Here is a 21481-nt window from a genome sequence, read left to right on the forward strand (position 1 = left end):
GACCGGCCGAGGGCCGGCGTCACCACGACACGGGCTGCGGTCCCCGGGCATCCGGGGACCGCAGCGGCGAGTCGATCTCCGCCCACACGCACTTTCCGTCCGCGAGGGGCAGCGTGCCCCAGCGGCGGGCGATCCGTTCCACGATGAGCAGCCCGTATCCGCCCGGCCGCGCCGGATCCGGACGGGAGCGCGGCGTTGGGGCGGCGGGGTTGCCGTCCGTGACCTCGACGCGCAGCACCTCGTCCGTGCACTCCAGCATGAGGGTGCGGGGCCCGCCCGCGTGCAGGCAGGCATTGGCCACGACCTCGGAGACCAGCAGCAGGACGTCCTCCCAGTCGTCGTGGGCCCCCTGCATCCACTTCCAGTCGATCAGGGCAGCGCGGGTGAAGTCACGGCAACGGGTGACCACGTCCGTCATACCCGTCAGCAGGAGGCTCCGGCTCCGCCTCCGATCGGGGGAGCGTGACTCCATGGCGCGCTCCTCCCTCACGCGTGCCGCGGCTCGGCCAGCGCGTGTTCCACGTCGGGGTGTACGGCGAAGATCCCGTCCGCACCCGTGATGCGGAACATGCGCGCCACAGGCGGGCGCAGCCCGGCCAGCGCGATGCTGCCGCCTTCCTCCCGGAGCGCGAGCCGGCTGTGCAGAAGCACGTTCAGGCCGGTGGAGTCGCAGAACCGGACCCCGGAGAAGTCCACGAGCAGCCTGCGCGCGCCGCCGTCGACGGCGGCGGTGAGTGCGGCGCGCAGGGGTGCTGCCGTGTCGTGGTCCAGCTCACCGGTGAGCGTGAAGACCAGTACGTCGCCCTCGGTCCGCACGTCCACGGCGAATCTGTCACCGTCCGCCGGCGGGGCCATAGGGAACCACCTCTTCCCACATGCGCAGGGGTCGTGCAGTGCCGTCGTCCTGTCGACTGCCGCTCCATGCGGCCGGCCGGTCCTGCACGGCACCTACCCGGGCGCACGAAGATCATTCGACGGGGGTGGGAGGTGCTCCGGGTCGGCCGCAGGCCGGGCACAGGCCGCGGTAGGTGATCTCGACCGCCGTGACCGTGAATCCGAAGCGTTCCGCCGCCGGCAGTACCGCCAGCGGGTCGCCGTCCGGGTGGACGTCGCGGATGAGCCCGCAGCCCGAGCACACCAGGTGCTGGTGGGGGTGGTGCGTGTTGGGGTCGTAGCGCTTGGCGCGGCCGTCGGTGCTGACCTCGGCGACCTCACCGAGGGCGACCAGCTCGCCCAGGGCGTTGTAGACGGTGGCCCGGGAGATCTCCGGCAGCCGCTGCACCGCGCGGGCGTGCACCTCGTCGGCCGTCAGGTGCACATGGTCGCCGTCGAGGACCTCGGCGACCACCCGCCGCTGGGAGGTGAGCCTCCAGCCGCGCCCCCGCAGCCGTTCCAGCAGGTCACTCATCTCGGCTCCCCCATCAGGTTCGGCACGTGCCCGCGGTTCGCCGATCGGATTTCCGGAATCCGATCGGATATGGGCTTGGTACTCATCTTGACTTGGATTGCGTCCATCGTAGGATCGGTTCCGTTGATAACCAAGAGGCAGGAAGACTCCCGAGCGGCGGGAGTACGGGACGGTGACCACTCGGCGTCGAGTCGACCGGCGAGGCCGAGCCCCGTGCACAGGGACCCCGTGTCCCGCCTGTTCGACCGCATTCGGTCCTGAGCACCCGCGTTCCCCTGGTACGGAAGGATTCCCATGTCCGAGAACCACGATGCGATCGTCACGGACGACAAGGCGCAGGGCGGGGGCGGCTGTCCCGTCGCGCACGGGCGCGCCGCGCACCCCACCCAGGGCGGTGGAAACCGCCAGTGGTGGCCCGAACGGCTGAACCTGAAGATCCTGGCCAAGAACCCGGCGGTGGCCAACCCGTTGGGCGAGGAGTTCGACTACGCCGCGGCGTTCCGGAGCCTCGACCTGCCCGCGGTGAAGCAGGACATCGCGGAGGTCCTGACGACCTCCCAGGACTGGTGGCCCGCCGACTTCGGCCACTACGGCCCGTTCATGGTCCGGATGGCCTGGCACAGCGCCGGCACCTACCGCATCAGCGACGGCCGCGGCGGCGCCGGCGCCGGCCAGCAGCGTTTCGCGCCCCTCAACAGCTGGCCGGACAACGGCAACCTCGACAAGGCCCGCCGACTGCTGTGGCCTGTCAAGAAGAAGTACGGCCAGAACCTGTCGTGGGCCGACCTCATGGTCCTCGCCGGCAACGTCGCGCTGGAGCAGATGGGCTTCGAGACCTTCGGCTTCGGCGGCGGCCGCGCCGACGTCTGGGAGCCGGACGAGGACGTGTACTGGGGTCCCGAGACCACCTGGCTCGACGACCAGCGCTACACCGGCGACCGGGAGCTGGAGAGCCCGCTCGGCGCCGTCCAGATGGGCCTGATCTACGTCAACCCGGAGGGCCCGAACGGCAACCCGGACCCGATCGCCGCGGCCCGCGACATCCGCGAGACCTTCCGCCGGATGGCGATGAACGACGAGGAGACGGTGGCGCTGATCGCGGGCGGCCACACCTTCGGCAAGACCCACGGCGCCGGCCCGGCCGAGAGCGTCGGCGCCGACCCCGAGGCCGCCCCGATCGAGGCGCAGGGCCTGGGCTGGGCCAACTCCTTCGGCACCGGCAAGGGCGGGGACGCGATCACCAGCGGTCTGGAGGGCATCTGGACCAACACCCCGACCACGTGGGACAACAGCTTCTTCGAGATCCTCTTCGGCTACGAGTGGGAGCAGTTCAAGAGCCCCGCCGGCGCCCACCAGTGGCGGCCCAAGGACGGCGCCGGCGCGGGCACCGTGCCCGACGCCCACGACCCGTCGAAGACGCACGCCCCGACGATGCTGACGACCGACCTGTCGCTGCGCTTCGACCCGGCCTACGAGCAGATCTCGCGGCGCTTCCTGGCGGACCCGGCCGCGTTCGCGGACGCCTTCGCCCGCGCCTGGTTCAAGCTGACCCACCGCGACATGGGCCCCGTCGTGCGCTACCTCGGCCCCGAGGTGCCGTCCGAGGAGCTGCTGTGGCAGGACCCGCTGCCCGCGGTGGACCACGAGCTCGTCGACGCCGCCGACATCGCCTCCCTCAAGGAGCAGGTCCTCGCCTCGGACCTGTCGGTGTCGCAGCTGGTGGCCACCGCGTGGGCGTCGGCCTCCTCCTTCCGCGGCAGCGACAAGCGCGGCGGTGCCAACGGGGCCCGCGTCCGCCTTCAGCCGCAAAGCGGCTGGGAGGTCAACGAGCCGGACCAGCTGGCGGGTGTCCTGCGCGTCCTGACGGGGATCCAGGAGGCGTTCAACTCCGCCCAGGCCGGCGGCAAGCGGATCTCGCTCGCCGACCTGATCGTGCTGGCGGGCGCGGCCGCGGTCGAACAGGGCGCGAAGGACGCCGGGTTCGACCTCCAGGTGCCGTTCACACCGGGCCGTGTGGACGCCTCGCAGGAGCAGACGGACGTGGAGTCGTTCGCCGCCCTGGAGCCGGCCGCCGACGGCTTCCGCAACTACCTCGGCAAGGGCAACCGGCTCCCGGCCGAGTACCTGCTGCTGGACCGGGCCAACCTGCTGAACCTGAGCGCGCCCGAGCTGACGGTCCTCGTCGGCGGCCTGCGCGTGCTGGGCGCCAACCACCAGCAGTCGCGGCACGGCGTGTTCACCAAGACGCCCGGTTCGCTGACCAACGACTTCTTCGTCAACCTCCTCGACCTGGGGACGGCGTGGACGGCGACGTCGCAGGACGCGAACACCTTCGAGGGCCGTGACACCGCCACCGGCGAGGTCAAGTGGACCGGGACCCGCGCCGACCTGGTCTTCGGCTCCAACTCGGAGCTTCGGGCTCTGGCGGAGGTCTACGCGAGCGACGACGCGAAGGAGAAGTTCGCCAAGGACTTCGTCGCCGCGTGGGACAAGGTGATGAACCTCGACCGGTTCGACCTCGCCTGATCAGCGATCATCGAGCACGGGGCCGGGCCGGCCGGCACCACACGGTGCCGGCCGGCCCGGCCGCTGTTGGCAGGACTGCTCCTCGATCGCGCCGAACGCCCCGTGGACCGTGTCGATCAGCGAGCTGGGCCCGAGGGGACCGTCCGCCGTGACCGCCTGCCGTCGTGGGCGGTGGCGGTCCTGCCGAGCCGGGCGGCCGCGGCTCGGCGCGGCCGCCCGGCGCCGGTCACAGGCGTACGGCGCGCTCGAGGCGGCCCAGGTCGACGAACTTGAAGTCGGTGTCGGTGCGGGATTCCCCGTCCGGGCCGGCGGTCTGCGGGGTGTTGGCCCCGTCCTGCACGACGAGGAGGCCGTTCGGGAACCTGCGCCCCAGCGGGGCGCTCGTGACGGCGGCGCCGTCGCACTCCTGGGACCCGTCGGGCGCTCCGGGCCTGCCGCCGGCGGTGACGCGGAAGCCGCGGACGTAACGGTCGCCCTGCTCCCGGTCGAAGACGGCGAAGGTGTCGTCGCCCTGGCTGGAGGCGAGCAGATAGCCGGCGCGGCGCGGGTGCTCGGCGTCGCGCCAGAGGGTCAGGCCCTCCACGTCGGCGGAGAGGTGGCGGCCGCCGAAGCCGGGATCGGCGCCCGCATCGCACTCCTCGGTCTGCGGGTTCCAGGTGCCGGGCACCCCGAAGGAGCGGACCTTCTCGATCAGCCGGGCGGGCGAGCGCAGGTCGGCGTCGAGCTTCCAGATGCCGACGTCCTCCTGGCCCGCGTACAGGTCGCCCGTGTCCGGGTCGATGACCATGCCCTCGACCTGGGGCGCTTCACCCGGTTCGTTGCACGGCGTCCAGGTCTTGCCGTCGGGCAGCGGGAAGGAGGCGGGCAGCGAGGTGGTGCGGACCGTGCGGTAGCCGACCTTCCCCTGGGCGGTGGGAAGGAGTTCGGCCAGTGCGAGGGCGGTGGCGTGGCGCCGGCTGGCGACCGCGAAGGAGCGGCCGCTGCGGCGGTCGGTGTAGGTGGCCAGCCCGTAGGCGGTCCGCTGGTCGGCGACCTCGTCCGGACCTGCCGAGAAGACCAGCGGGGCGGCGGTCTCGTCGGTGACGTCGACCAGGGGGGCACCGGTCCGCCCGGCGTCGATCCGGTAGACGCGCAACCGGTCACGGCCCCGGTCGGAGACGACGGCCACGTCGTGGGGGCCGTCGGGGAAGCGGAGGCCGGAGATCAGGTCGACGTTGTTGAAGCGGCCGGGGGCGTCCCCTTCGCGCGGCGGCGGCGGGGCCGGCAGGGACTGCACCTGGCGCCCGTCCAGGTCGTACACGCGCAGGCCGCCCTCCTTGGCGGTGGCGATGACCAGGCTGCGGTCGGGGTCCTTCGCGTTGCGCCAGATGGCGGGGTCGTCCGCGTTGGCGTTGCCGCCGGCCTCGTCGTCGAAGAGGGAGGGCGTCTCGACGGAGGCGGGCACCTGGGGCAGTGGCGGCGGGGCGCCGCGGTCCCCGCGGGCGTGCGCCGGTACGGCGATCACGCCCAGGGCCACCACGGCGGCCACGCCGACGGCCGTCGTCCGCCTTCTCGAGATCACGCTCATCTTGCCTCCTGGTCACGGGGTCGGGGTGCGGCCGGCCGCGAAGTCGGGTACCACGGGTGCTCCGCGGCCTGGCAGCCCCCACCGTGGGCCACCCGCGGGTGACCACCATGGAGCGGACGTGACGTGTGCATGACCGCGCCGTGAAATCCCGTGTCGAACCGCTTCCTTAGCGGAACGTTAGATCTGCGCGGCGGAGCTTGTCCGGGTGCGGGGCGAGCCGCATGCTCTGGACACTCCCCCGCCCCCGGGGCCGTTCTCCCCTCTCCCATCAGGGACTTCCCTCTGGAGCCGCCATGTCCCCGTCCGCCGTCGCGCCCGGATCCCAGCCCGGACGCACTCCCCATCCGGCTGCCCCTCCGCCGCCCGGCGAGGAGCGCAGGAAGCGCCGCCTCGCGCTGATCGGCGGCTCGCTCGGCAACCTCGTCGAGTGGTACGACTGGTTCGTCTACGCCAGCTTCGCGATCTACTTCGCCGATTCCTTCTTCCCCAACGACAATCCGACCACCCAACTGATGAACACCGCGGGGATCTTCGCGGTCGGCTTCCTGATGCGGCCCGTCGGCGGCTGGATCCTCGGCCGCGCCGCCGACCGGCACGGACGCAAGAGCGCGCTGACGCTCACCGTCACCATGATGTCCGTCGCCGCCCTGCTCATCGCCGTCGCCCCGACCTACGGCCAGGCCGGCTACTTCGGCGCGCTGGTGCTGCTGCTGGCCCGCCTCCTCCAGGGCATGAGCATCGGCGGCGAGTACGCCGCCAGCGCCACGTACCTGACCGAAGCCTCGGCCCGCAACCGCCGCGGCCTCGGCTCCTCCTTCCAGTACGTGTCGATGACCTGCGGCCAGCTGCTGGGCCTGGGCATCCTGATCACGATGCAGCACACCCTCACCACGGGCCAGTTGGAGAGCTGGGGCTGGCGGATCCCCTTCGTCCTCGGGGCGTTGTTCGCGGTGGTCGTCTTCTGGCTGCGGCGCCGGCTCCAGGAGACCGACGCCTTCCAGGAGGAGGCGGCCGCCGGCGAGGACGCGCACGACGACAGCACGCGCGGCACGCTGCGGGCCCTGTGGCAGTACCGGCGGCAGGCCGGCCTGGTCATGGCCCTGACCCTCGGCGGCACCGTGGCCTACTACACCTACACCACCTACCTGACCAAGTACCTGGTCGGCAGCGCCGGCATGGAGAAGACCACCGCCACCCTGGTCAGCTTCACCGCCCTCACCCTCTTCGCCGTGCTCCAGCCCTTCGCCGGCATGCTGTCCGACCGGATCGGCCGGCGACCCCTGCTGATCACGTTCGCGGTGGGCTGTACCGTCGGCACGTACCCGATCATGACCGCCCTCGGGTCGGCGTCCTCGTACTGGTCCGCACTCGGACTGTCGCTGCTCGCCCTGGTGATCATCACCGGCTACACGTCCATCAACGCGGCGGTCAAGGCCGAACTGTTCCCCACCCGGGTACGCGCCCTGGGCGTGGCCCTGCCGTACGCCATCGCCAATGCGCTCTTCGGCGGTACCGCGGAGTACGTGGCGCTCTGGTTCAAGAACAGCGGTCACGAGACCATGTTCTTCTGGTACGTCTCCGCGTGCGCGCTGATCTCCCTCGTGACCTACGTCCTCATGCCGGACACGCGCGACGTGGCCCTCAGCCGGGCGGAGGCCGGTGCCGACGCCCATCCCGGCGCCGACCGGGGGGACCCGGCAGCGGCTCCCGCCGAAGTCGTCCGCTGAGCGGCGACGGTAGCCTGGGGCGGCGGCCGCGCGGGTCGCGCGCCCCGCAGCGAGGAGGCCTCCCATGCACGCTCTCCTCGTCGAGGACGACGACAGGATGGCGCAGGCGCTCGGCACCGCCCTCGCCCAGCGCGGGCACACCGTCCGCCGGGTCGCGCGGGCCCAGGACGCGCTGCGCCACACCCGGGAGGCCGAGTTCGTGCTGCTCGACCTGGGGCTGCCCGACCTGGACGGGATAGAGCTGCTGCGGCGGCTGCGGACCGTGTGCGGCGTGCCGCTGATCGTGGTCACCGCGCGCTGCGAGGAGCGCGACATCGTGCAGGGCCTGCGGGCGGGTGCCGACGACTACGTCGTCAAGCCGTTCCGGATGGCCGAGCTGATGGCCCGGATCGACACCGTCCGGCGCCGTACGGACGCGCTCGTCGACCGCGACGCCCCGGCCGCGGCGGCGGTACGCCGCGGGGACGTGGAGGTGGACCTGGCGGGCCGCACAGTCACCGTCGCGGGGGACCTAGTACGGCTGACACGGCGCGAGTTCGACGTCCTCGCCCTCCTGGCCGCCCGGCCCGACGAGGTGCACTCCCGCGAGGAGATCCTGGACCGGATCTGGGGCGACGCCTTCCTCGCGGCCTCGCGCTCGCTCGATGTCCACGTGGCCGGGATCCGCGCGAAGACCGGCCGCTCCGGGCTCGTGCGCACCGTCCGCGGGTACGGCTACCAGCTCGGCGGGGAGCGGTGAGGCGCAGGCTCCTCGTCGTACTGACCGTGCTCATGGGGGTCGCGGCGCTGTTCCTGTGCCTGCCCCTGGCCGAGGGGTACGCGCGCGGGCGGACGGAGCACCTGCTGCTGCAGCGGCGCTCGGAGGCCGTACGCTTCGCCGATCTCGCCGAGCGGATGCGCACCGAGGCCGACCGGGCCGAGCTGTCGGCCGAGATCGGCCGCTACGCCGACCTGTACGGAGCGGGCGTGGTGGTGGTCGACACGGCGGGCTCGACCGTGATGAGGGCAGGGGCCGCGCCCGGCCCCGCAGCGGAGGAGGCGCGCGGGCGCGCCCTGACAGGCCGTTCCACCGACCTGCTGCCCACCCTGCGCCCCTGGGGCCCGGCCGACGTCGTGCTCGCCGAGCCGGTGGGCCGCGACGAGCGGGTCAGCGGGGCGGTCCTGCTGGCGGTCCCCACCGATGCCGCCCGCCGGGACGTCACCGTCCGCTGGTCGCTCATCGCCGCCGGGGCGCTCGCCTCGTTCGCGGCGGCCGCCCTGGTCGCCGCGGGGATCGCCCGCTGGCTGATGCGCCCGGTCCTGGACCTGGACCGGGCGGTGGAGCGGCTGGCCGCCGGCAGCCTGCGGGCCAGGGCCGGCTCGGAGACGGGACCTCCCGAACTGCGCCGTCTGCGGCAGCACTTCAACACCATGGCCGAGGCCGTTGCCGACTCCATCGGCCGTCAGCGCGACTTCGTCGCCGACGCCTCCCATCAGCTGCGCAATCCGCTGGCCACGCTGGTGCTGCGACTGGAGAACGTCGAGCCGCACGTCACCCCGGGACCGGGCCTCGCCGAGCACGCCCGGGCCCTGGACGAGGCGGAGCGCCTGGAGGAACTGCTCGACGGTCTGCTGGCCCTGGCACGCGTCGAATCCGGCGCGGCCGAGCTGACCGGGCAGGATGTGTCGCGGGCGGTGCGGGACCGGGTTGAGGCCTGGCTCCCGGTGTTCCGCGCGGCGGGGCTGGAGCTCACGGCCGCCGGTGTCCCGGACGGGCTGCGGGCACAAGCCCTGCCCGACGCGGCCGGCCGGATCCTGGACGCGCTCCTGGACAACGCGGTCAAGTTCGTGCCGTGCGGCGGACGCGTCGAGGTGGGCGCCTCGCGCCAGGCGGACGGGAGCACGCTCGTCCGGGTCGCGGACGACGGTCCGGGCGTACCGGAGGACCAGCCGGACCTGCTGCTGCGGCGGTTCACCCGCTCGCCCACCCACCAGAACGTCCCCGGCAGCGGGCTGGGGCTGGCCATCGCCGACGAGATCGCCCGTATCAGCGGCGGCAGCCTCGACCTGGCCGCCAACAGCCCGCACGGCCTGGTCGCACGGCTCCGCCTCCCCTCGGCGGAGCCCTGATGGCACGGGTGGGTGATCTCGCCGAGCGGCAGGACGTGGATCGAGCCGTGGCGCCTCGGCGTCGACCGCCTCCACAGCCTTGCTCTACGCCGGCGAGCTGGGACCGGCAGCGGCCCGCCGCGTCCGTGAACCGCACGCCGACCACGCGGGCGACGGCTCGCCGCCCATCCGGCGGACCGCCTCGCACTGCGGCTCCCACACGTACGCCCTCAGCCGGACAAGGTCGACGACCTGCGCCGGCGGGCCGCGGGACCTCGGCCGTCGGCATCCGGGGCGGCCGTCAGCCGTAGACGGAGCGGTAGTACACGGCTGCGCCCGGGTGAAGGGGGACCCGGCCGGTCGAGATGGCGAAGCGAGGCTCCAGGCGGGCGCCCGCCGTCACCTCCCGCAGGAGGTCGCGCCACCGGTCGAAGACCACCCGCAGCAGGTCCCGCACGACGCCCTCCTCCACGTCCTTGCGGGCCAGCAGGTAGTTGCCGACGCCGATGGTGCCCACCGGTTCCGTCAGTCCGTACACCCCGGCCGGCAGGGTGACCGCCGTGTAGACGGGGGCGTGGCGCGCCCGCAGCGGGCCCACGTAGGCGTCCAGCGGCAGGAAGCGCAGGGGCAGCTCGCGCGCCAGCGCGGCCAGGGCGGGCGTGGGGACGCCGCCGGACCAGAACAGCGCGTCGACCGTGCCCTCGCGCAGCGCCGTCACCGATGCGGCGAGGCCCAGCGGCCGTTCGTCGACCGGTGCGGGGGCGCCGGCCGGTCCGGCCGCCCGCAGGACCCGCTGAGCGACCACCCGTACCCCCGATCCGGTCGCACCGGCGGCCACCGGGCGGCCGGCGAGGTCCGCCACCGCGCGCACGGGCCCGTCCGCCGGGACGACGAGGTGGGTGTAGTTGACGTAGATGCGGGCCAGTGCCGTCACCGCGGCGGGCCGGGAGAAGGAGTCGCGGCCCAGCACGGCGTCCTCGGCGGCGTCCGCCATGGCCAGGGCCAGATCTGCGGAGCTCTCGTCGAGGCTGCGCAGGTTGTTCACACTCGCCGCGGTGCTCACAGGAATGATCTCCAGCGGCAGATCGCTCGCGCCGACGGCGAGCGCCAGAGCTTTGCCGAAGGCGTTGTACGGGCCGCCCTCCGGGCCCGTCGCGAGCCGTAGCCGCCGTACGGGTCCGGAACCCCCCGAGCACCCGCCGAGCGCCGCCGCGCCGGCGGCGACCCCGGCGCCCAGCACGGCGCGGCGCGACGGTCCGTTCAACGCCGGCCTCCGGGGGTGTCGTCGGGTGAGCGGGGTGGCCCACCATGATGCGGCACGCGCCACCGCCCGTGCCAGGCGCGGCGCCGGAGGCCGGGCGCCTCGAGTCCGTGCGCCCGATCCGCGACCAGCCGGCCGAGCCCACCGGACCGTGCTCCGGTCCTCGGCGAGCCCGACTGTGAAGACCTGATGAACGCTCACGGTACGCAGCACGACGGAACACGACGGAGCCCGAGAGAGGCGGCCGGGCTGGTCCGCGGCGGACGAACGCCAGGTCGGCGCGGATGCCCAGGGGCGTCCCGGCCGAGGAAAGATGCCCAGGTCAACTGGTCTGTCCGACAGATGAGTTACTACCCAGAAGACATGGAACGTCGCTCAGAGTTCGGGTACCTTCCATGACGTCGCCGCCACACCCGGGGCACAGGGCCCCACGGGACTTGCGGCGCAAAGGACCCGACCCCTGTTGACGACAGCAACCGAAGTCTTCACAGTCCGGCCATACACCCCGCACTGCCAGGTGATCAACGATGAAGGCGATCACGCCGTCATCGGTATCTCGCCGGGCAACAGCTATTTCTCGGCCCAGCGTGTTCTCGACCTCGCCCAGTGGGGCATGCGCAACTTCGCCCAGGTCGACCTCATTTACACCGACATGCACGTAGCGGAGATGTACGAGGCCCTCGGATACGGCGAGGACGAAGCTCGCCGCAAGGCGGTGAAGAACCTGCGCGGAGTCCGCGCCAAGGTCAACAACGCTGCCGCCGAAGCCGACCCCACCGGCGTCCGCCTCCGGGCCCGTCCGATGTCGTCCCTCACCGACATCCCGGCCTACCGGACCCTCCACAACCACCTGAACAATCTGCTCGACATCGATCCGGAGTTCCGCGAGACCTGCAACTCCCTTGTCGACGCGTTCCTTTCCTCGAAGGTGCTGAACGGGAAGGCTGCCACCACCCGTCAGCGCGAGGTCTGCCTGGAGTACGTCTGCGCCGAGGCGCCGCTGTTCCTGGACACGCCCGCCATCCTGGGCGTGCCGTCCTCCCTCAACTGCTACCACCAGCTCCTGCCCATGGCGGAACTGCTCTACTCGCGCGGCTCGGGGCTTCGCGCCTCACGCAACCAGGGCCACGCCATCATCACCCCCGCCGAAGGAGACTCCGATGACCGCTGACACCCTCCTCGACTTCCCGTTCTCGGCACGAGGCGACCGACTCCCGCCCGAGGTCGAACAGTTGCGCGACGAGCCGGTCAGGCGCGTCCGCACGATAGCCGGTGACGAGGCCTGGCTCGTCTCGTCCTATTCACTCTGCAAGCAGGTCCTCGAAGACCCGCGGTTCAGCCTGAAGGACACCTCGGCCCCCGGCGTGCCCCGGCAGTACGCGCTGACGATCCCGCCCGAGGTCGTCAACAACATGGGCAACATCACCGGCGCCGGCCTGCGCAAGGCCGTGCTCAAGGCGATCAACCCGAAGACCGACAACCTCACCGGCTGGATGCGCGACCAGGCGAACACCCTCGTCGACGGCCTCCTGCGCAGCGGTGCGCCGGTCGACCTGCGCGGCCGGTTCACCAACCCGTACGCGGAGAACCTCCACTGCCGCATCCTCGGCATCCCCGAGGCCGACGCCCCGCGACTGGCCGCCAGCCTCGACATCGCGTTCATGAACTCGGCCTGCCCCGTCACGGGCGCCAAGCTCAACTGGGACCGCGACATGGCCTACATGGTGGAGCGGCTCGACGACCCGGCCACGGTCGGCCTGATGGCCGAGCTCGCCGCGCTGCGCAAGGACCCCGACTACGCGCACCTGACGGACGAGATGCTGGCGGTCGTCGGCGTCACACTGTTCGGCGCCGGCGTCATCTCGACCATGGGCTTCCTGACCATGGCGATCGTCTCGCTCCTGCAGAACCCCGACGTGTGGGAGCAGCTGCGCAAGGCCCCGGAGAAGATTCCGGCCGCCGTGGACGAGCTCCTGCGCGTCAACCTGTCGATCGCCGACGGCCTGCCGCGGCTCGCGCTGGAGGACGTCACCCTCGGCGACGTCGAGGTCAAGAAGGGCGAGCTGCTGCTCGTCCTGGTCGAGGCCGCCAACACCGACCCGGCCGTGTACCGCGACCCCCACGTCTTCGACATCGACCGCGCGAACGCCGGAACGCACCTGTCGTTCGGCGGCGGGCCGCACTACTGCCCGGCCACCGCGCTCGGCAAGCGGCACACGGAGATCGCCATCGAGGTGCTGCTGGAGAAGATGCCCGACCTCCAGCTGGCCGTCCCCTTCGACCAGCTCGTCTGGCGCACCCGTTTCATGAAGCGCCTGCCGGAGCGGCTCCCCGTCCTCTGGTAGCGGCGTCGGCGCGCGGCGGCGCGTCCGCACGCAGAAGGCGGCCCGGCCGGGGGGAATCCGGCCGGGCCGCCGCCCGTGAAGGGGACCAGGGCCGCGCGCCGGTGGGGTCGGCGGTCACCCCAGGAACGCCGCGGCTGCCGACACGAACCGGTCGGCGTCGTCCAGCCAGGGGTAGTGGCCCGCTCCCCGCTGGACGACGAGCGCGGCGCGGGGGAACAACTCCGCGCATGCGGCGACCGCCCGGGGCGGGCTGTTCAGGTCGAACTCCCCGGCGAGCAGGAGGACCGGGGCCCGGAGGGCGGCGAGCCCCGCGCGCGTGGCATCCGGGTCGAAGGCGCCCTCGGCCCCGAAGAGCGCGACGGCCTCCGGGTTGTCCGGGCTGCTTGCGGCGTGGTGGCGCCGCGCTTCGGCGTCCCAGCGACCGTAGAGGAAGGGCCCGACGGCATCGCGGTCGGCACCGCCGCCCGCGATGAGCGCCTCCAGCGCGGCGAAGGCCGCCGGGAACCACGGTTCGTCCGCCCGCAGCCGGGCGAGCTCCCGCCGGGAGTCCCCCGTGATCTCCGTGCCGACGGCCCGCATGCCAGGAGTGACCAGGGCGAGCCTGCCGATGCGCTCCGGGTACCGGGCCGCGTACTGCATCGCGGGGTTCGCCCCTGCCGAGTGGCCGAGCAGGTCGATCCGGCCGAGGCCGAGATGCTCGCGCAGGGCCTCGATGTCGTCGACGAGACGGTCGCTGCGGTAGGACGAGGTGTCCCGCGGAACGGCGGAGCGGCCGGTGCCGCGCAGGTCCAGGACGATCAGGCGGCGGTGGGCGGACAGTCCCCCCATGTCCGCGAGGTAGGCGGAGTCCGCCGGGCCGCCCGGAACGCATACGAGCGGTTCGCCGCTGCCGTGGGTGCGGTAGGCGAGGCGGGTCCCGTCGGGTGCGATGAACGCGGACGTGGAGGTGTGGGCGGGCACGGGGGTGCACGCGGATGTGGATGCGGATGTGGCCATGCGGCGGATCCTGGCATCCATAACCAGGTTGTACAACCTGGTTATGGCGCGAGGTCCGCCGGGTGTATAACCGAGTCGTGGAAGAAGACGGAGTGCGGCACGAGCCCGGGCCCGGAGCGCTGAGCGAGGCACAGGCGGCGCGGATGCTCGCCGGCATGAACGAGGTCATCCGTGCGGGCGAGGAGATGCGCAGGCTGCGCGCCGAGATGATCAGACTGTTCGCCGGCTTCGGCTGGACGCAGGACACGATCGCCCGGATCACGGAGATGAGCCAGCCCGCCGTCTCCAAGCAGATGACGCGGTTCGCGGCCGGCGATCCGCCGCCGCGGCTGGGAGTCGCACTGGAGCAGCACGACGTCCCATGGTTCGAAGGGCGCCTGTGGGCGCTGGCGGAGGAGGTCGCCGAGACCCTGGACGCGGCGCGCTGCGCACGCTTCGTCGCAGCCCTGGCCAGGGGGTGCAAGCGCTTCACCCCGGAGAGCACCGACGAGCTGCGGCGCCTCCTCGAAGCGGACCTGCGACTCGGCGCCGCCGAACTGCCCACCGCCTTCCGGACCGCTTACGACGAGATCAGCCGCGGCCTCGACACCGGTGCCCGACCGGCCGGCCCCGCGTCGACCCCCGCGTCGGTACGCCGCACCGTCGCCCGGCAGCTCCAGCGCGACCGCCTCAGGGGCGATGCCTGAGCGGGAGTCAGCACTCCGCCAGCACCTCCCGGATCACGTGCCGGGCGTTGCGCGCCATCGTCGGATTCGACGTGCGGTAGTAGGGCAGCGCGTTCACGGCCTGGGAGAGCGTCCGGCCGCGGCCGCGGGTCCAGGTCGCGTCGTCCACGCCGAGCGCCTCGCGGAAAACCTGGCGCGCACGGGCGGGCAGCAGGTTCCATGCCGGGAACAGGTCGCACGCCGGGTCCCCCAGCCCCATGCACCCGAAGTCGATGACCGAGGTCAGCCGGCCGCCGTCCACCAGCACGTTGCCCGGTGTCAGATCGCCGTGCAGCCACACCGGCGGCCCGTCCCACGCCGGGGCTCGCAACGTCTCCTCCCATACGGCCGTCAGGGCATCGCAGTCGACACCCTCCTGCGGAATCAGCCGCAGTTGCGCGATCGCCGCGCGGGTCGGCGCGTCCAGCGCGGCGACCGGCCCGCCCCTGTAGGCCTGCGGCGCCCCCGGCAGGGTGACGCTCCGCATCGCCCCGACGAAGGCGGCCAGGTCCCGGGCCAGGCCCAGGGCCGCACCCTCGCCCAGCGCGCCCGCCTCCGAGTTCGCCCCCGCCAGCCACCGGTAGACCGACCACCTCCACGGATACCCCTCCGCGGGTTCGCCGGCCCCCAGGACCTCCGGGACCGCCGTCGGCAGCCGGGGGGCGAGGCGGGGCAGCCAGTCCCGCTCCGTCGCGACGTCCTGCGCACCGCCTGCGAGCAGAGGCAGCCGTACGACCTTGTCCTCCCCCAGCCGGAACATGGCGTTGACCGTGCCGCCGGAGGGGAACCTCTCCACTCTCGTCCCCGCCCACTGCGGGAACTGGCCGGCGAGCAGCCGCCGTACGAGGGCTTCGTCGACGGGGTGCTGCCCGGGGTGCATCAGTCCTGTGCTCACGCCCGCCATCCGACCCCCGGCAACGGCCTTGGGTCAAACGGTTTACCCCGCCCGGTGCCCGACCCTGCGCTGCCCGGCGGGGGGGCCGGATCGTTCGCCGGCCGCCGGGCCGTGGCCATCGGCAGCAGGCCCCGACGAGTGAGGCGAGTGCTCGGATGCGCGCAGGACCGCCCTCCGGGCGGCGTCGATGGACGCCGCCCGGAGGGCGGTCCTGCTCGGGCGTTCTGCGGCGGGCGCCGCGGGCGGGGACCGGGTCGTCGCCGGGGTGCGTAACGTCCTGTCGTCGCTGCCCCCGAGGGGCGTACTGCGCCAGGTGCTCAGGGACGGCTGCTGCGGTGAGCGGGGGAGCGGCTCCTGGACGGCGGCGCGGTCAGGGCCGGTCGTACCAGGAGAACGCCGCGATGCGCCAGCCCTGCGGGGTGCGGACGAACTGGATGGTCTTGGTGCCGCCGCCTTCGAACGGTTCGCCGTCCAGGATCCCCGACTTGCGGTACTCGCCGAACCGCGACGCGATGTCGCCCGCGATCTCGGTCCGTTCGGACGTCTCCCACTCGGCGAACTCCACCAGCCGGCCGCCGGCCAGCAGCTCCTGGCGGGGCGTGATGAACTCGTCCACGGTGTAGGCCGTGAACCGCGGTCCGGTCATGACGATGACGGCGCCGGGCAGTGCGAGCCGGCGGATCCGGTCCACGTCGGCGGCCTTGCCGCCCCGGTTGTCGAAGGAGCCGAAGAACTCGGCGGTCACCATGTCGATCTCGGCCTTGGACATGCACGCGACATTAATTCGCCGGAACCGCCGTACGCAATCGCCACGGGCTGTCTTGTGGGTACGACGACCACCATTCGGTTCCTGAGTCGGTTGCGCCCGCGGGGGGGGTCAGGCCGCGACGGCCGTGGTGACCACCAGGGGCGGCCTGGCCCGCTCCGCCGACCACGGGCGGGCGCCGACGAGGTCCGGGTCCGCGACGGCGAGCGCCTCCTGCACCGAGGGCCGGTACTGGGCGACGGCGCGGAAGCGGGCGCGCTCCAGGAGCGCCGGGTAGAGGCCGACGGGCCACGCGTGGTTGCGCATCCGCTGCCAGGTCCCGTCGGTGCGCCGCAGCCGCACGGTCACCTCCTCGCCCGGCGCGTACACCTCGCCCGGCTCGCCGATCCTCAGCGAGGCGTACTCGGTGCCGCTGCAGGCGGGATCGGTGGTCAGCAGTACCAGCGGGGCGTCCGGCCGCAGGAGTCGGCGGATCTCGGTGAACACGCCGGGCAGGGCGTCCTCGGTGGGCAGGGACGCCAGTACGTGGTTGCACATCACCGCGTCCGCGCAGCCGTCGGGCAGGCCGGTCACGCGCCCGTTCTCCACCAGGTGGAAGCCCGCCACCGCGGTCGCCGAGGCGCGGGCCGGCTCCAGCATCTGCGGGGAGGTGTCGGCGCCCAGCACCCGGGCCCCCAGCGCGCGGGCCGCGTGGTCGGCCACCTTGCCCGGGCCGCAGCCGTAGTCCACCAGGACCTGACCGGCGCCGATACGGCCGGCCAGGGCCCGCAGGACGAACGGGTAGCCGAGGAGCCAGTCGGTGGCAGCCTCGACCGCCGCGAAGGCCCGCGCCCCTTCGGGTCCGGACCAGGCGGTGCCCTCGGGGGTTCCACCGCTCGGCCCGGGTTGCTGCGACCAGTCGCTCACAGCCCCACTATCGACCCGCGGCGGCCCTGCGGCACCCGCACGACACGGCCACGGACATCGTCAGAGGGTGATCCAGTAGCGGCGCTTGGGCCCGACCAGGGTTTCGCGTACGTCCTCCAGGACGCCGCCGCACCGCTCGATGGTGCGGACGGAGCCTTCGTTGCCGGGGTCGCAGGTGAGCAGGACCCGGTCCATCCCGAGGACGCGCGCCTCGTGGAGGACGGCGGACAGGGCCCAGCCGGCCAGACCCCGCCCGCGGGCCGAGGGCCGGATGCCGTAGCCGATGTGGCCGCCGGCGTCGAGGAGGAAGCCGTTGAGGTAGTGGCGCAGATCGATGGCGCCCAGGTAGGTGTCGCCCTCGGTGATCCACCAGTACGTCGCGTGGACGCGGCCGTGGCCGACCGGCACCGAGCGGTCCGCGTACCCGCGCAGCTTCTGCGTCCAGGCGGTGAAGCCCTCCGCGCTGTCCACGTCGTCGTCGGAGCCGAGCCCGGCGCCGTCCATGTGGGCGTCGTGCCCCCATTCCTCCTGTGCGGCGGTCCATGATCCGTGCAGGTGGGGGGTGGGGGCGATGAGCTGGGGCATGCCTCGGACCCTAACAGTCGGATCATCCGACCCGTTGCGCCCGGCGGGTGCGCGGGTCCGTCAGCCGGACTTCGGCTCGGTCGGCTTGTGGCCGGGATAGACGTTGCCGGGGCTCACGATGGCGGTGATCGCCTCGCCGAAGAGCGTGCTGGGTTCCTGGCCGTCGTGCAGGATGTCGGTGTTGAGGATGACGACCATCGTTGCCTGGGCCTGCGGGAGGTAGACGCCGAGGCTCTCGTAGCCCGGCAGCGAGCCGTTGTGGCCGATCCAGCCCTGGACGTTGAACAGGCCCAGTCCGTAGCCGGCGCCCGGAATGCCGACCGAGGTGGTCTTCAGGCGCTGGGCCTGGGTCGCGGGCGTCAGGAGCGTGCCGGTGGCGAGGGTGCGGGCCCAGCTGCGCAGGTTCTGGAGGTCGGAGATCATCGCGCCGGCCGCCCAGGCCCAGGACGGGTTCCAGTCGGTCGACACCTCGACCTTCCCCGAGGCGGTCTGGTCGGTGTAGCCCTGCGCGTGCGGTGCGGGGAACCGGGCATCCGTCGGGAAGAGGGTGCGGTTCAGTCCGGCGGCGTCCACGACGTTCTCGTTGATGACCTCTGCCAGCGGCCGACCGGTGACCTTCTCGATCACGAGTCCGAGCAGGATCAGGTTGGTGTTGGAGTACTGGAACTTCGCGTCCGGCGCGAACTGCACCGGGTGCTTGAAGGAGTAGTCGAGCAACTCCTGCGGGGTGAACGGGCGGTCGGGGTCGGTGGTGAACGCCTTGTCGAAGTCCGGGTCCTCGCTGTAGTTGAACAGCCCGCTGCGCATGCCTGCCAGTTCGCGCAGTGTGATGCGGTCGCCGTTCGGCACGCCGGAGACGTAGTCGCCGATGGGGTCGTCGAGGCCGACCTTGCCCTGGTCGACGAGCTGGAGCAGGGCGGTGACCGTGAACGTCTTGGTCTGGCTGCCGATGCGCGTGTTGAAGTCCGTCCGCATGGGTGCGCCGGTCGCCTTGTCGGCCACGCCGAAGGCCTTCACGTAGCTGCCCTTGCCGGGTGCCCACAGCCCCACGATCACGCCGGGCACCTGGGCCTCGCGCATGACCTGTCGTACGGCGGCGTCGAGTTGGAGCGCGACGGCCGGGGTGATCGGTCTGAACTCCCCGTCCGCCGGGGAGGGTGTGGCGGAAGCGGACGGTCCGGGGGTGGGCGCCCCGTACGCGGGGGCCGTGACGGCCCCGGTGAGGAGCAGGCCCGCCGCGGCGGTGGCCGCGCAGGCCCGGCGAAGCCGTATGTGCGTCGTTTTCACCAATGCCTCCTGCGGTACGGGGACCAGGGCACGGCATACACGGTCAGGCTAGGCCCGTCCGGCCGCGGCCGCGAGGCGAGTCGGCACGGCACTACTGGGCAAGGGACCGGGCGCGGGCGATGACGAGTGCCACGTCGTCGTGGTCGTCATGGCGGCGCAGGGAGTCCAGGAGGCGGTCGCACGTCTCCTCCAGAGGGCGTCCGGTGTCGGCGAGCAGGTCCAGGAGGAGGTCGAGCCGTTCGTCGATGGGCTGGTCACGCGTCTCGACCAGGCCGTCCGTGTAGAGGACCAGCTGGTCTCCGGGCCCCATGGCGACGGTGGTGGCCTCGAAGGGGATGCCGCCCACGCCCAGGGGCGCTCCGGTGGGCAGGTCGAGCAGCCGGGGTGCCTGACCTGCGCGGATGAGCACGGGAGGGAGGTGTCCGGCGACGGCGACGCGGCATTGCGCCCGGTGCGGGTCGTGGACGACGTAGACGCAGGTGGCGATGGTCTCCTCGAGGGCGGCCGTGGTGCGGTCCAGTTGCTGGAGGACCTGCGTCGGATCGAGGGCGAGTTCGGCGAGGGTGCGGGTCGCGGTGCGCAACTGCCCCATGCTGGCGGCGGCGTTGATGCCGCTGCCCATGACGTCTCCGATGACGAGGACGGTGGTGTCGTCGGGTCCCGCGATCGCGTCGAACCAGTCGCCGCCGATCTCGCTGCTGGCCGCGGCGGGCCGGTAGCGCGAAGCCACCTCCAGGCCGGGCGTGGGCGGCGGGTGGTGGGGCAGGAGGTGGTGCTGGAGCGCGAGGGCGGTGTGGTGCGCGTTGCGGTACCAGCGGGCGTTGTCGATGCACACGGCGGCGCGTGCGGCCAGTTCGCCGGCCAGCACGATGTCGTCGTCGTTGAACGGCAGCGGGTTGCGGGTGCGTTTGAGGTCGAGGGCGCCGAGGACCTCGCCGCGCGCGATCAGCGGCACTGCCAGGTAGGAGCGCAGTCCGGCGCGGGTCAGGAGGGAGGCGGCGTTGCTGTCGCGGGCGATCCGTGAGATGTCCCTGGCCTGCACGTGGGCGACGAGGACCGGGTGGCCGGTGGTCACGGACTGGGTGACCAGCCGGTCGGCGGCGTAGCGGGCGATGTCCCCCGGCGGGTCGGCAGCGCGGACGGCCTCGCTCGGGTAGGCGGCCGCGACGGCGAGGGCGCGGAACACGGCCGGCTCGTGGGCGGACGACCTGAGGGTGGGGCGGCCCTCGAGGACCGAGTCGAGGATGTCGACGGCGGCGATGTCGGCGAGCTCGGGCACGACGACGTCCGCGAGCTCGCGCGCGGTCTGGTCGAGGTCGAGGGTGGTGCCGATGCGGACGGTGGCGTCCGCGATCAGGGCGAGGCGGCGGCGGCTGCGGGCGATCTCGAGGGCCGCTTGGTGACTCTGGGTGACGTCCACCACGGAGGTGGCCAGTCCGAGGACCCGCCCGGTGGCGTCCTCCAGCCGGTAGTAGGACACCGACCAGGCGTGTTCGGCGCGGTGCCCGCCGTGGGTGCGGCCGGCCGTGAACTGCTCCAGCAGCGGCGTGCCGGTCGCCAGGACCTGGCGCATCGCCGACTCGGCGGCCTCCGTGTCGTCGAGGAAGGACAGGGCCTCCCGGACACCGCGGCCGATGTGCTCGGAGGCGGGCAGCCCGTTGATCCGCTCCAGCGTGGGGTTGACCAGGACGTAGCGCAGCTCGGTGTCCAGGACCGCGAGCCCGATCGGGGACTGGGCCACCAGTCGGGCGGACAGGGCGAGGTCCCGCTCCAGCTGCCGCAGGGTGGCGCGGTCGGTCGCGATGCCCAGGGCGTACAGGTCGCCGCGCTCGTCCTGCAGCCGCATGTTGCGGAACTCCACGAGGCGTGTGCTGCCGTCCTTGTGGCGTACCGGGAAGGCGCCGGCCCAGTCTCCGGCACCGCCCATGACCCGCGCGAACAGCTCCGACACCAGACCCACGTGCTGTGTGTCGGCCAGCAGCCGGGCGGCGGGCTGGCCCAGCGCCTCGGCCGCCGTCCAGCCGAACAGCTGCTCGGCCTGCGGGCTCCACAGGGCGACCCGGCCTTCGGCGTCGAGGACGACCGCCGCCACGTTGAGGACGTCGAGCAGACCGCTCGGCGGCGCGATCCCGGCCGCGGCAGGCGGCCTCCCACTGGCACCCGACCCGTCGATCGCACCCATCGGCGATGCTCCCTTCCGGCACCGTCGGCCCGGCGGCCGCCTGCGGCGGCCCGCCCCGGCCCTGTCCGGGCGGTCCGGGGCGCACGCTTACCTCTCATCGTCCCCCCGAAACCGCCGGGAAGCGTCCGGAGGGGTGGAGCGGCCGGTGGGTCTCCCGGCCCGCGCCCGCCGGCCGCCCGGTCCGCCGTGACCCGCCCGAGGCCTGTCGGGCCGCCTTCCCGGGCCGCCTGTCGGGCCG

19 protein-coding genes are annotated in these 21481 nt (G+C 73.0%); 7 read left to right on the forward strand and 12 right to left on the reverse strand.

What is annotated here, in order from left to right; genetic code table 11:
- Positions 1 to 19: 19 nt before the first annotated feature.
- The 3 genes from ACZ6JS_RS30845 to ACZ6JS_RS30855 all read right to left on the reverse strand — a co-directional run bounded on the left by ACZ6JS_RS30845 (position 20) and on the right by ACZ6JS_RS30855 (position 1408).
- Positions 20 to 472 (reverse strand): ATP-binding protein, encoded by a 453-nt coding sequence (locus tag ACZ6JS_RS30845; protein ID WP_469302821.1) that lies wholly within the window; start codon positions 470 to 472, stop codon positions 20 to 22.
- 14 nt (positions 473 to 486) lie between these two features.
- Complete coding sequence (locus tag ACZ6JS_RS30850) at positions 487 to 855, reverse strand: STAS domain-containing protein (RefSeq protein WP_469302823.1); 369 nt, start codon at positions 853 to 855, stop codon at positions 487 to 489.
- A 112-nt stretch (positions 856 to 967) separates the two neighbouring features.
- Positions 968 to 1408 carry a Fur family transcriptional regulator gene (locus ACZ6JS_RS30855; protein WP_469302825.1) on the reverse strand — a complete coding sequence of 147 codons (441 nt, stop codon included), beginning with the start codon at positions 1406 to 1408 and terminating at the stop codon, positions 968 to 970.
- Positions 1409 to 1702: 294 nt separating this feature from the next.
- Between ACZ6JS_RS30855 and katG the strand changes: the two genes are divergently transcribed.
- A complete protein-coding gene (gene katG, locus ACZ6JS_RS30860; RefSeq protein ID WP_469302826.1) occupies positions 1703 to 3934 on the forward strand; it encodes a catalase/peroxidase HPI in 2232 nt (743 codons plus the stop codon).
- Between the two features lie 226 nt (positions 3935 to 4160).
- Here the strand turns inward: katG and ACZ6JS_RS30865 are convergent, their stop codons facing one another.
- Entirely contained in the window at positions 4161 to 5501 is a 1341-nt protein-coding gene (locus ACZ6JS_RS30865; protein ID WP_469302828.1) for a phytase, read from the reverse strand.
- A gap of 293 nt (positions 5502 to 5794) precedes the next feature.
- On the opposite strand from ACZ6JS_RS30865, the gene ACZ6JS_RS30870 reads away from it, so the two are divergent.
- The 3 genes from ACZ6JS_RS30870 (at position 5795) to ACZ6JS_RS30880 (ending at position 9337) form a co-directional block, all read left to right on the forward strand.
- On the forward strand, positions 5795 to 7228 hold the full coding sequence (locus ACZ6JS_RS30870) for an MFS transporter (protein WP_469302829.1): 1434 nt from the start codon (positions 5795 to 5797) through the stop codon (positions 7226 to 7228).
- A gap of 64 nt (positions 7229 to 7292) precedes the next feature.
- Complete coding sequence (locus ACZ6JS_RS30875; protein WP_469302830.1) at positions 7293 to 7967, forward strand: response regulator; 675 nt, start codon at positions 7293 to 7295, stop codon at positions 7965 to 7967.
- Positions 7964 to 9337 (forward strand): sensor histidine kinase, encoded by a 1374-nt coding sequence (locus tag ACZ6JS_RS30880; RefSeq protein ID WP_469302832.1) that lies wholly within the window; start codon positions 7964 to 7966, stop codon positions 9335 to 9337. Before ACZ6JS_RS30875 ends, ACZ6JS_RS30880 begins: the two co-directional genes overlap by 4 nt.
- A gap of 280 nt (positions 9338 to 9617) precedes the next feature.
- Here ACZ6JS_RS30880 and ACZ6JS_RS30885 read toward each other — a convergent pair whose 3' ends face one another.
- Positions 9618 to 10580: a TAXI family TRAP transporter solute-binding subunit gene (locus ACZ6JS_RS30885; protein WP_469302834.1), complete on the reverse strand. Its 963-nt coding sequence runs from the start codon at positions 10578 to 10580 to the stop codon at positions 9618 to 9620.
- A 460-nt stretch (positions 10581 to 11040) separates the two neighbouring features.
- Between ACZ6JS_RS30885 and ACZ6JS_RS30890 the strand changes: the two genes are divergently transcribed.
- Both ACZ6JS_RS30890 and ACZ6JS_RS30895 read left to right on the forward strand, forming a co-directional pair.
- Positions 11041 to 11748: a cyclodityrosine synthase gene (locus tag ACZ6JS_RS30890; protein ID WP_076045661.1), complete on the forward strand. Its 708-nt coding sequence runs from the start codon at positions 11041 to 11043 to the stop codon at positions 11746 to 11748.
- Positions 11738 to 12922: a cytochrome P450 gene (locus ACZ6JS_RS30895; RefSeq protein WP_469302835.1), complete on the forward strand. Its 1185-nt coding sequence runs from the start codon at positions 11738 to 11740 to the stop codon at positions 12920 to 12922. Before ACZ6JS_RS30890 ends, ACZ6JS_RS30895 begins: the two co-directional genes overlap by 11 nt.
- Before the next feature lie 114 nt (positions 12923 to 13036).
- Here ACZ6JS_RS30895 and ACZ6JS_RS30900 read toward each other — a convergent pair whose 3' ends face one another.
- The gene (locus tag ACZ6JS_RS30900) at positions 13037 to 13918 is read right to left on the reverse strand and encodes an alpha/beta fold hydrolase (protein WP_469302837.1); all 882 of its coding nucleotides are present in this window, start codon (positions 13916 to 13918) and stop codon (positions 13037 to 13039) included.
- A gap of 77 nt (positions 13919 to 13995) precedes the next feature.
- On the opposite strand from ACZ6JS_RS30900, the gene ACZ6JS_RS30905 reads away from it, so the two are divergent.
- Complete coding sequence (locus ACZ6JS_RS30905) at positions 13996 to 14604, forward strand: sigma-70 family RNA polymerase sigma factor (protein WP_469302838.1); 609 nt, start codon at positions 13996 to 13998, stop codon at positions 14602 to 14604.
- 7 nt (positions 14605 to 14611) lie between these two features.
- On the opposite strand, the gene ACZ6JS_RS30910 is transcribed toward ACZ6JS_RS30905, so the two are convergent.
- From ACZ6JS_RS30910 to ACZ6JS_RS30935, 6 genes are all read right to left on the reverse strand, one after another.
- On the reverse strand, positions 14612 to 15502 hold the full coding sequence (locus ACZ6JS_RS30910) for an aminoglycoside phosphotransferase family protein (protein WP_469302942.1): 891 nt from the start codon (positions 15500 to 15502) through the stop codon (positions 14612 to 14614).
- 385 nt (positions 15503 to 15887) lie between these two features.
- Positions 15888 to 16286 carry a Cif family virulence factor gene (locus ACZ6JS_RS30915; protein ID WP_469302840.1) on the reverse strand — a complete coding sequence of 133 codons (399 nt, stop codon included), beginning with the start codon at positions 16284 to 16286 and terminating at the stop codon, positions 15888 to 15890.
- Positions 16287 to 16394: 108 nt separating this feature from the next.
- Positions 16395 to 17189: a class I SAM-dependent methyltransferase gene (locus ACZ6JS_RS30920; protein ID WP_469302841.1), complete on the reverse strand. Its 795-nt coding sequence runs from the start codon at positions 17187 to 17189 to the stop codon at positions 16395 to 16397.
- A gap of 60 nt (positions 17190 to 17249) precedes the next feature.
- On the reverse strand, positions 17250 to 17774 hold the full coding sequence (locus tag ACZ6JS_RS30925) for a GNAT family N-acetyltransferase (protein WP_469302843.1): 525 nt from the start codon (positions 17772 to 17774) through the stop codon (positions 17250 to 17252).
- Positions 17775 to 17834: 60 nt separating this feature from the next.
- On the reverse strand, positions 17835 to 19061 hold the full coding sequence (locus ACZ6JS_RS30930; RefSeq protein WP_469302844.1) for a serine hydrolase domain-containing protein: 1227 nt from the start codon (positions 19059 to 19061) through the stop codon (positions 17835 to 17837).
- A gap of 91 nt (positions 19062 to 19152) precedes the next feature.
- A complete protein-coding gene (locus ACZ6JS_RS30935; RefSeq protein ID WP_469302846.1) occupies positions 19153 to 21243 on the reverse strand; it encodes a SpoIIE family protein phosphatase in 2091 nt (696 codons plus the stop codon).
- Positions 21244 to 21481 lie beyond the last annotated feature (238 nt).

This window comes from Streptomyces sp. NPDC046349 (genome assembly GCF_055587885.1).

Coding starts and splice junctions, on each gene's coding strand:
- ACZ6JS_RS30845 (WP_469302821.1), bottom strand. CDS start 472: ATGGAGTCACGCTCCCCCGATCGGAGGCGGAGCCGGAGCCTCCTGCTG.
- ACZ6JS_RS30850 (WP_469302823.1), bottom strand. CDS start 855: ATGGCCCCGCCGGCGGACGGTGACAGATTCGCCGTGGACGTGCGGACC.
- ACZ6JS_RS30855 (WP_469302825.1), bottom strand. CDS start 1,408: ATGAGTGACCTGCTGGAACGGCTGCGGGGGCGCGGCTGGAGGCTCACC.
- katG (WP_469302826.1), top strand. CDS start 1,703: ATGTCCGAGAACCACGATGCGATCGTCACGGACGACAAGGCGCAGGGC.
- ACZ6JS_RS30865 (WP_469302828.1), bottom strand. CDS start 5,501: ATGAGCGTGATCTCGAGAAGGCGGACGACGGCCGTCGGCGTGGCCGCC.
- ACZ6JS_RS30870 (WP_469302829.1), top strand. CDS start 5,795: ATGTCCCCGTCCGCCGTCGCGCCCGGATCCCAGCCCGGACGCACTCCC.
- ACZ6JS_RS30875 (WP_469302830.1), top strand. CDS start 7,293: ATGCACGCTCTCCTCGTCGAGGACGACGACAGGATGGCGCAGGCGCTC.
- ACZ6JS_RS30895 (WP_469302835.1), top strand. CDS start 11,738: ATGACCGCTGACACCCTCCTCGACTTCCCGTTCTCGGCACGAGGCGAC.
- ACZ6JS_RS30900 (WP_469302837.1), bottom strand. CDS start 13,918: ATGGCCACATCCGCATCCACATCCGCGTGCACCCCCGTGCCCGCCCAC.
- ACZ6JS_RS30910 (WP_469302942.1), bottom strand. CDS start 15,502: ATGCACCCCGGGCAGCACCCCGTCGACGAAGCCCTCGTACGGCGGCTG.
- ACZ6JS_RS30915 (WP_469302840.1), bottom strand. CDS start 16,286: ATGTCCAAGGCCGAGATCGACATGGTGACCGCCGAGTTCTTCGGCTCC.
- ACZ6JS_RS30925 (WP_469302843.1), bottom strand. CDS start 17,774: ATGCCCCAGCTCATCGCCCCCACCCCCCACCTGCACGGATCATGGACC.
- ACZ6JS_RS30935 (WP_469302846.1), bottom strand. CDS start 21,243: ATGGGTGCGATCGACGGGTCGGGTGCCAGTGGGAGGCCGCCTGCCGCG.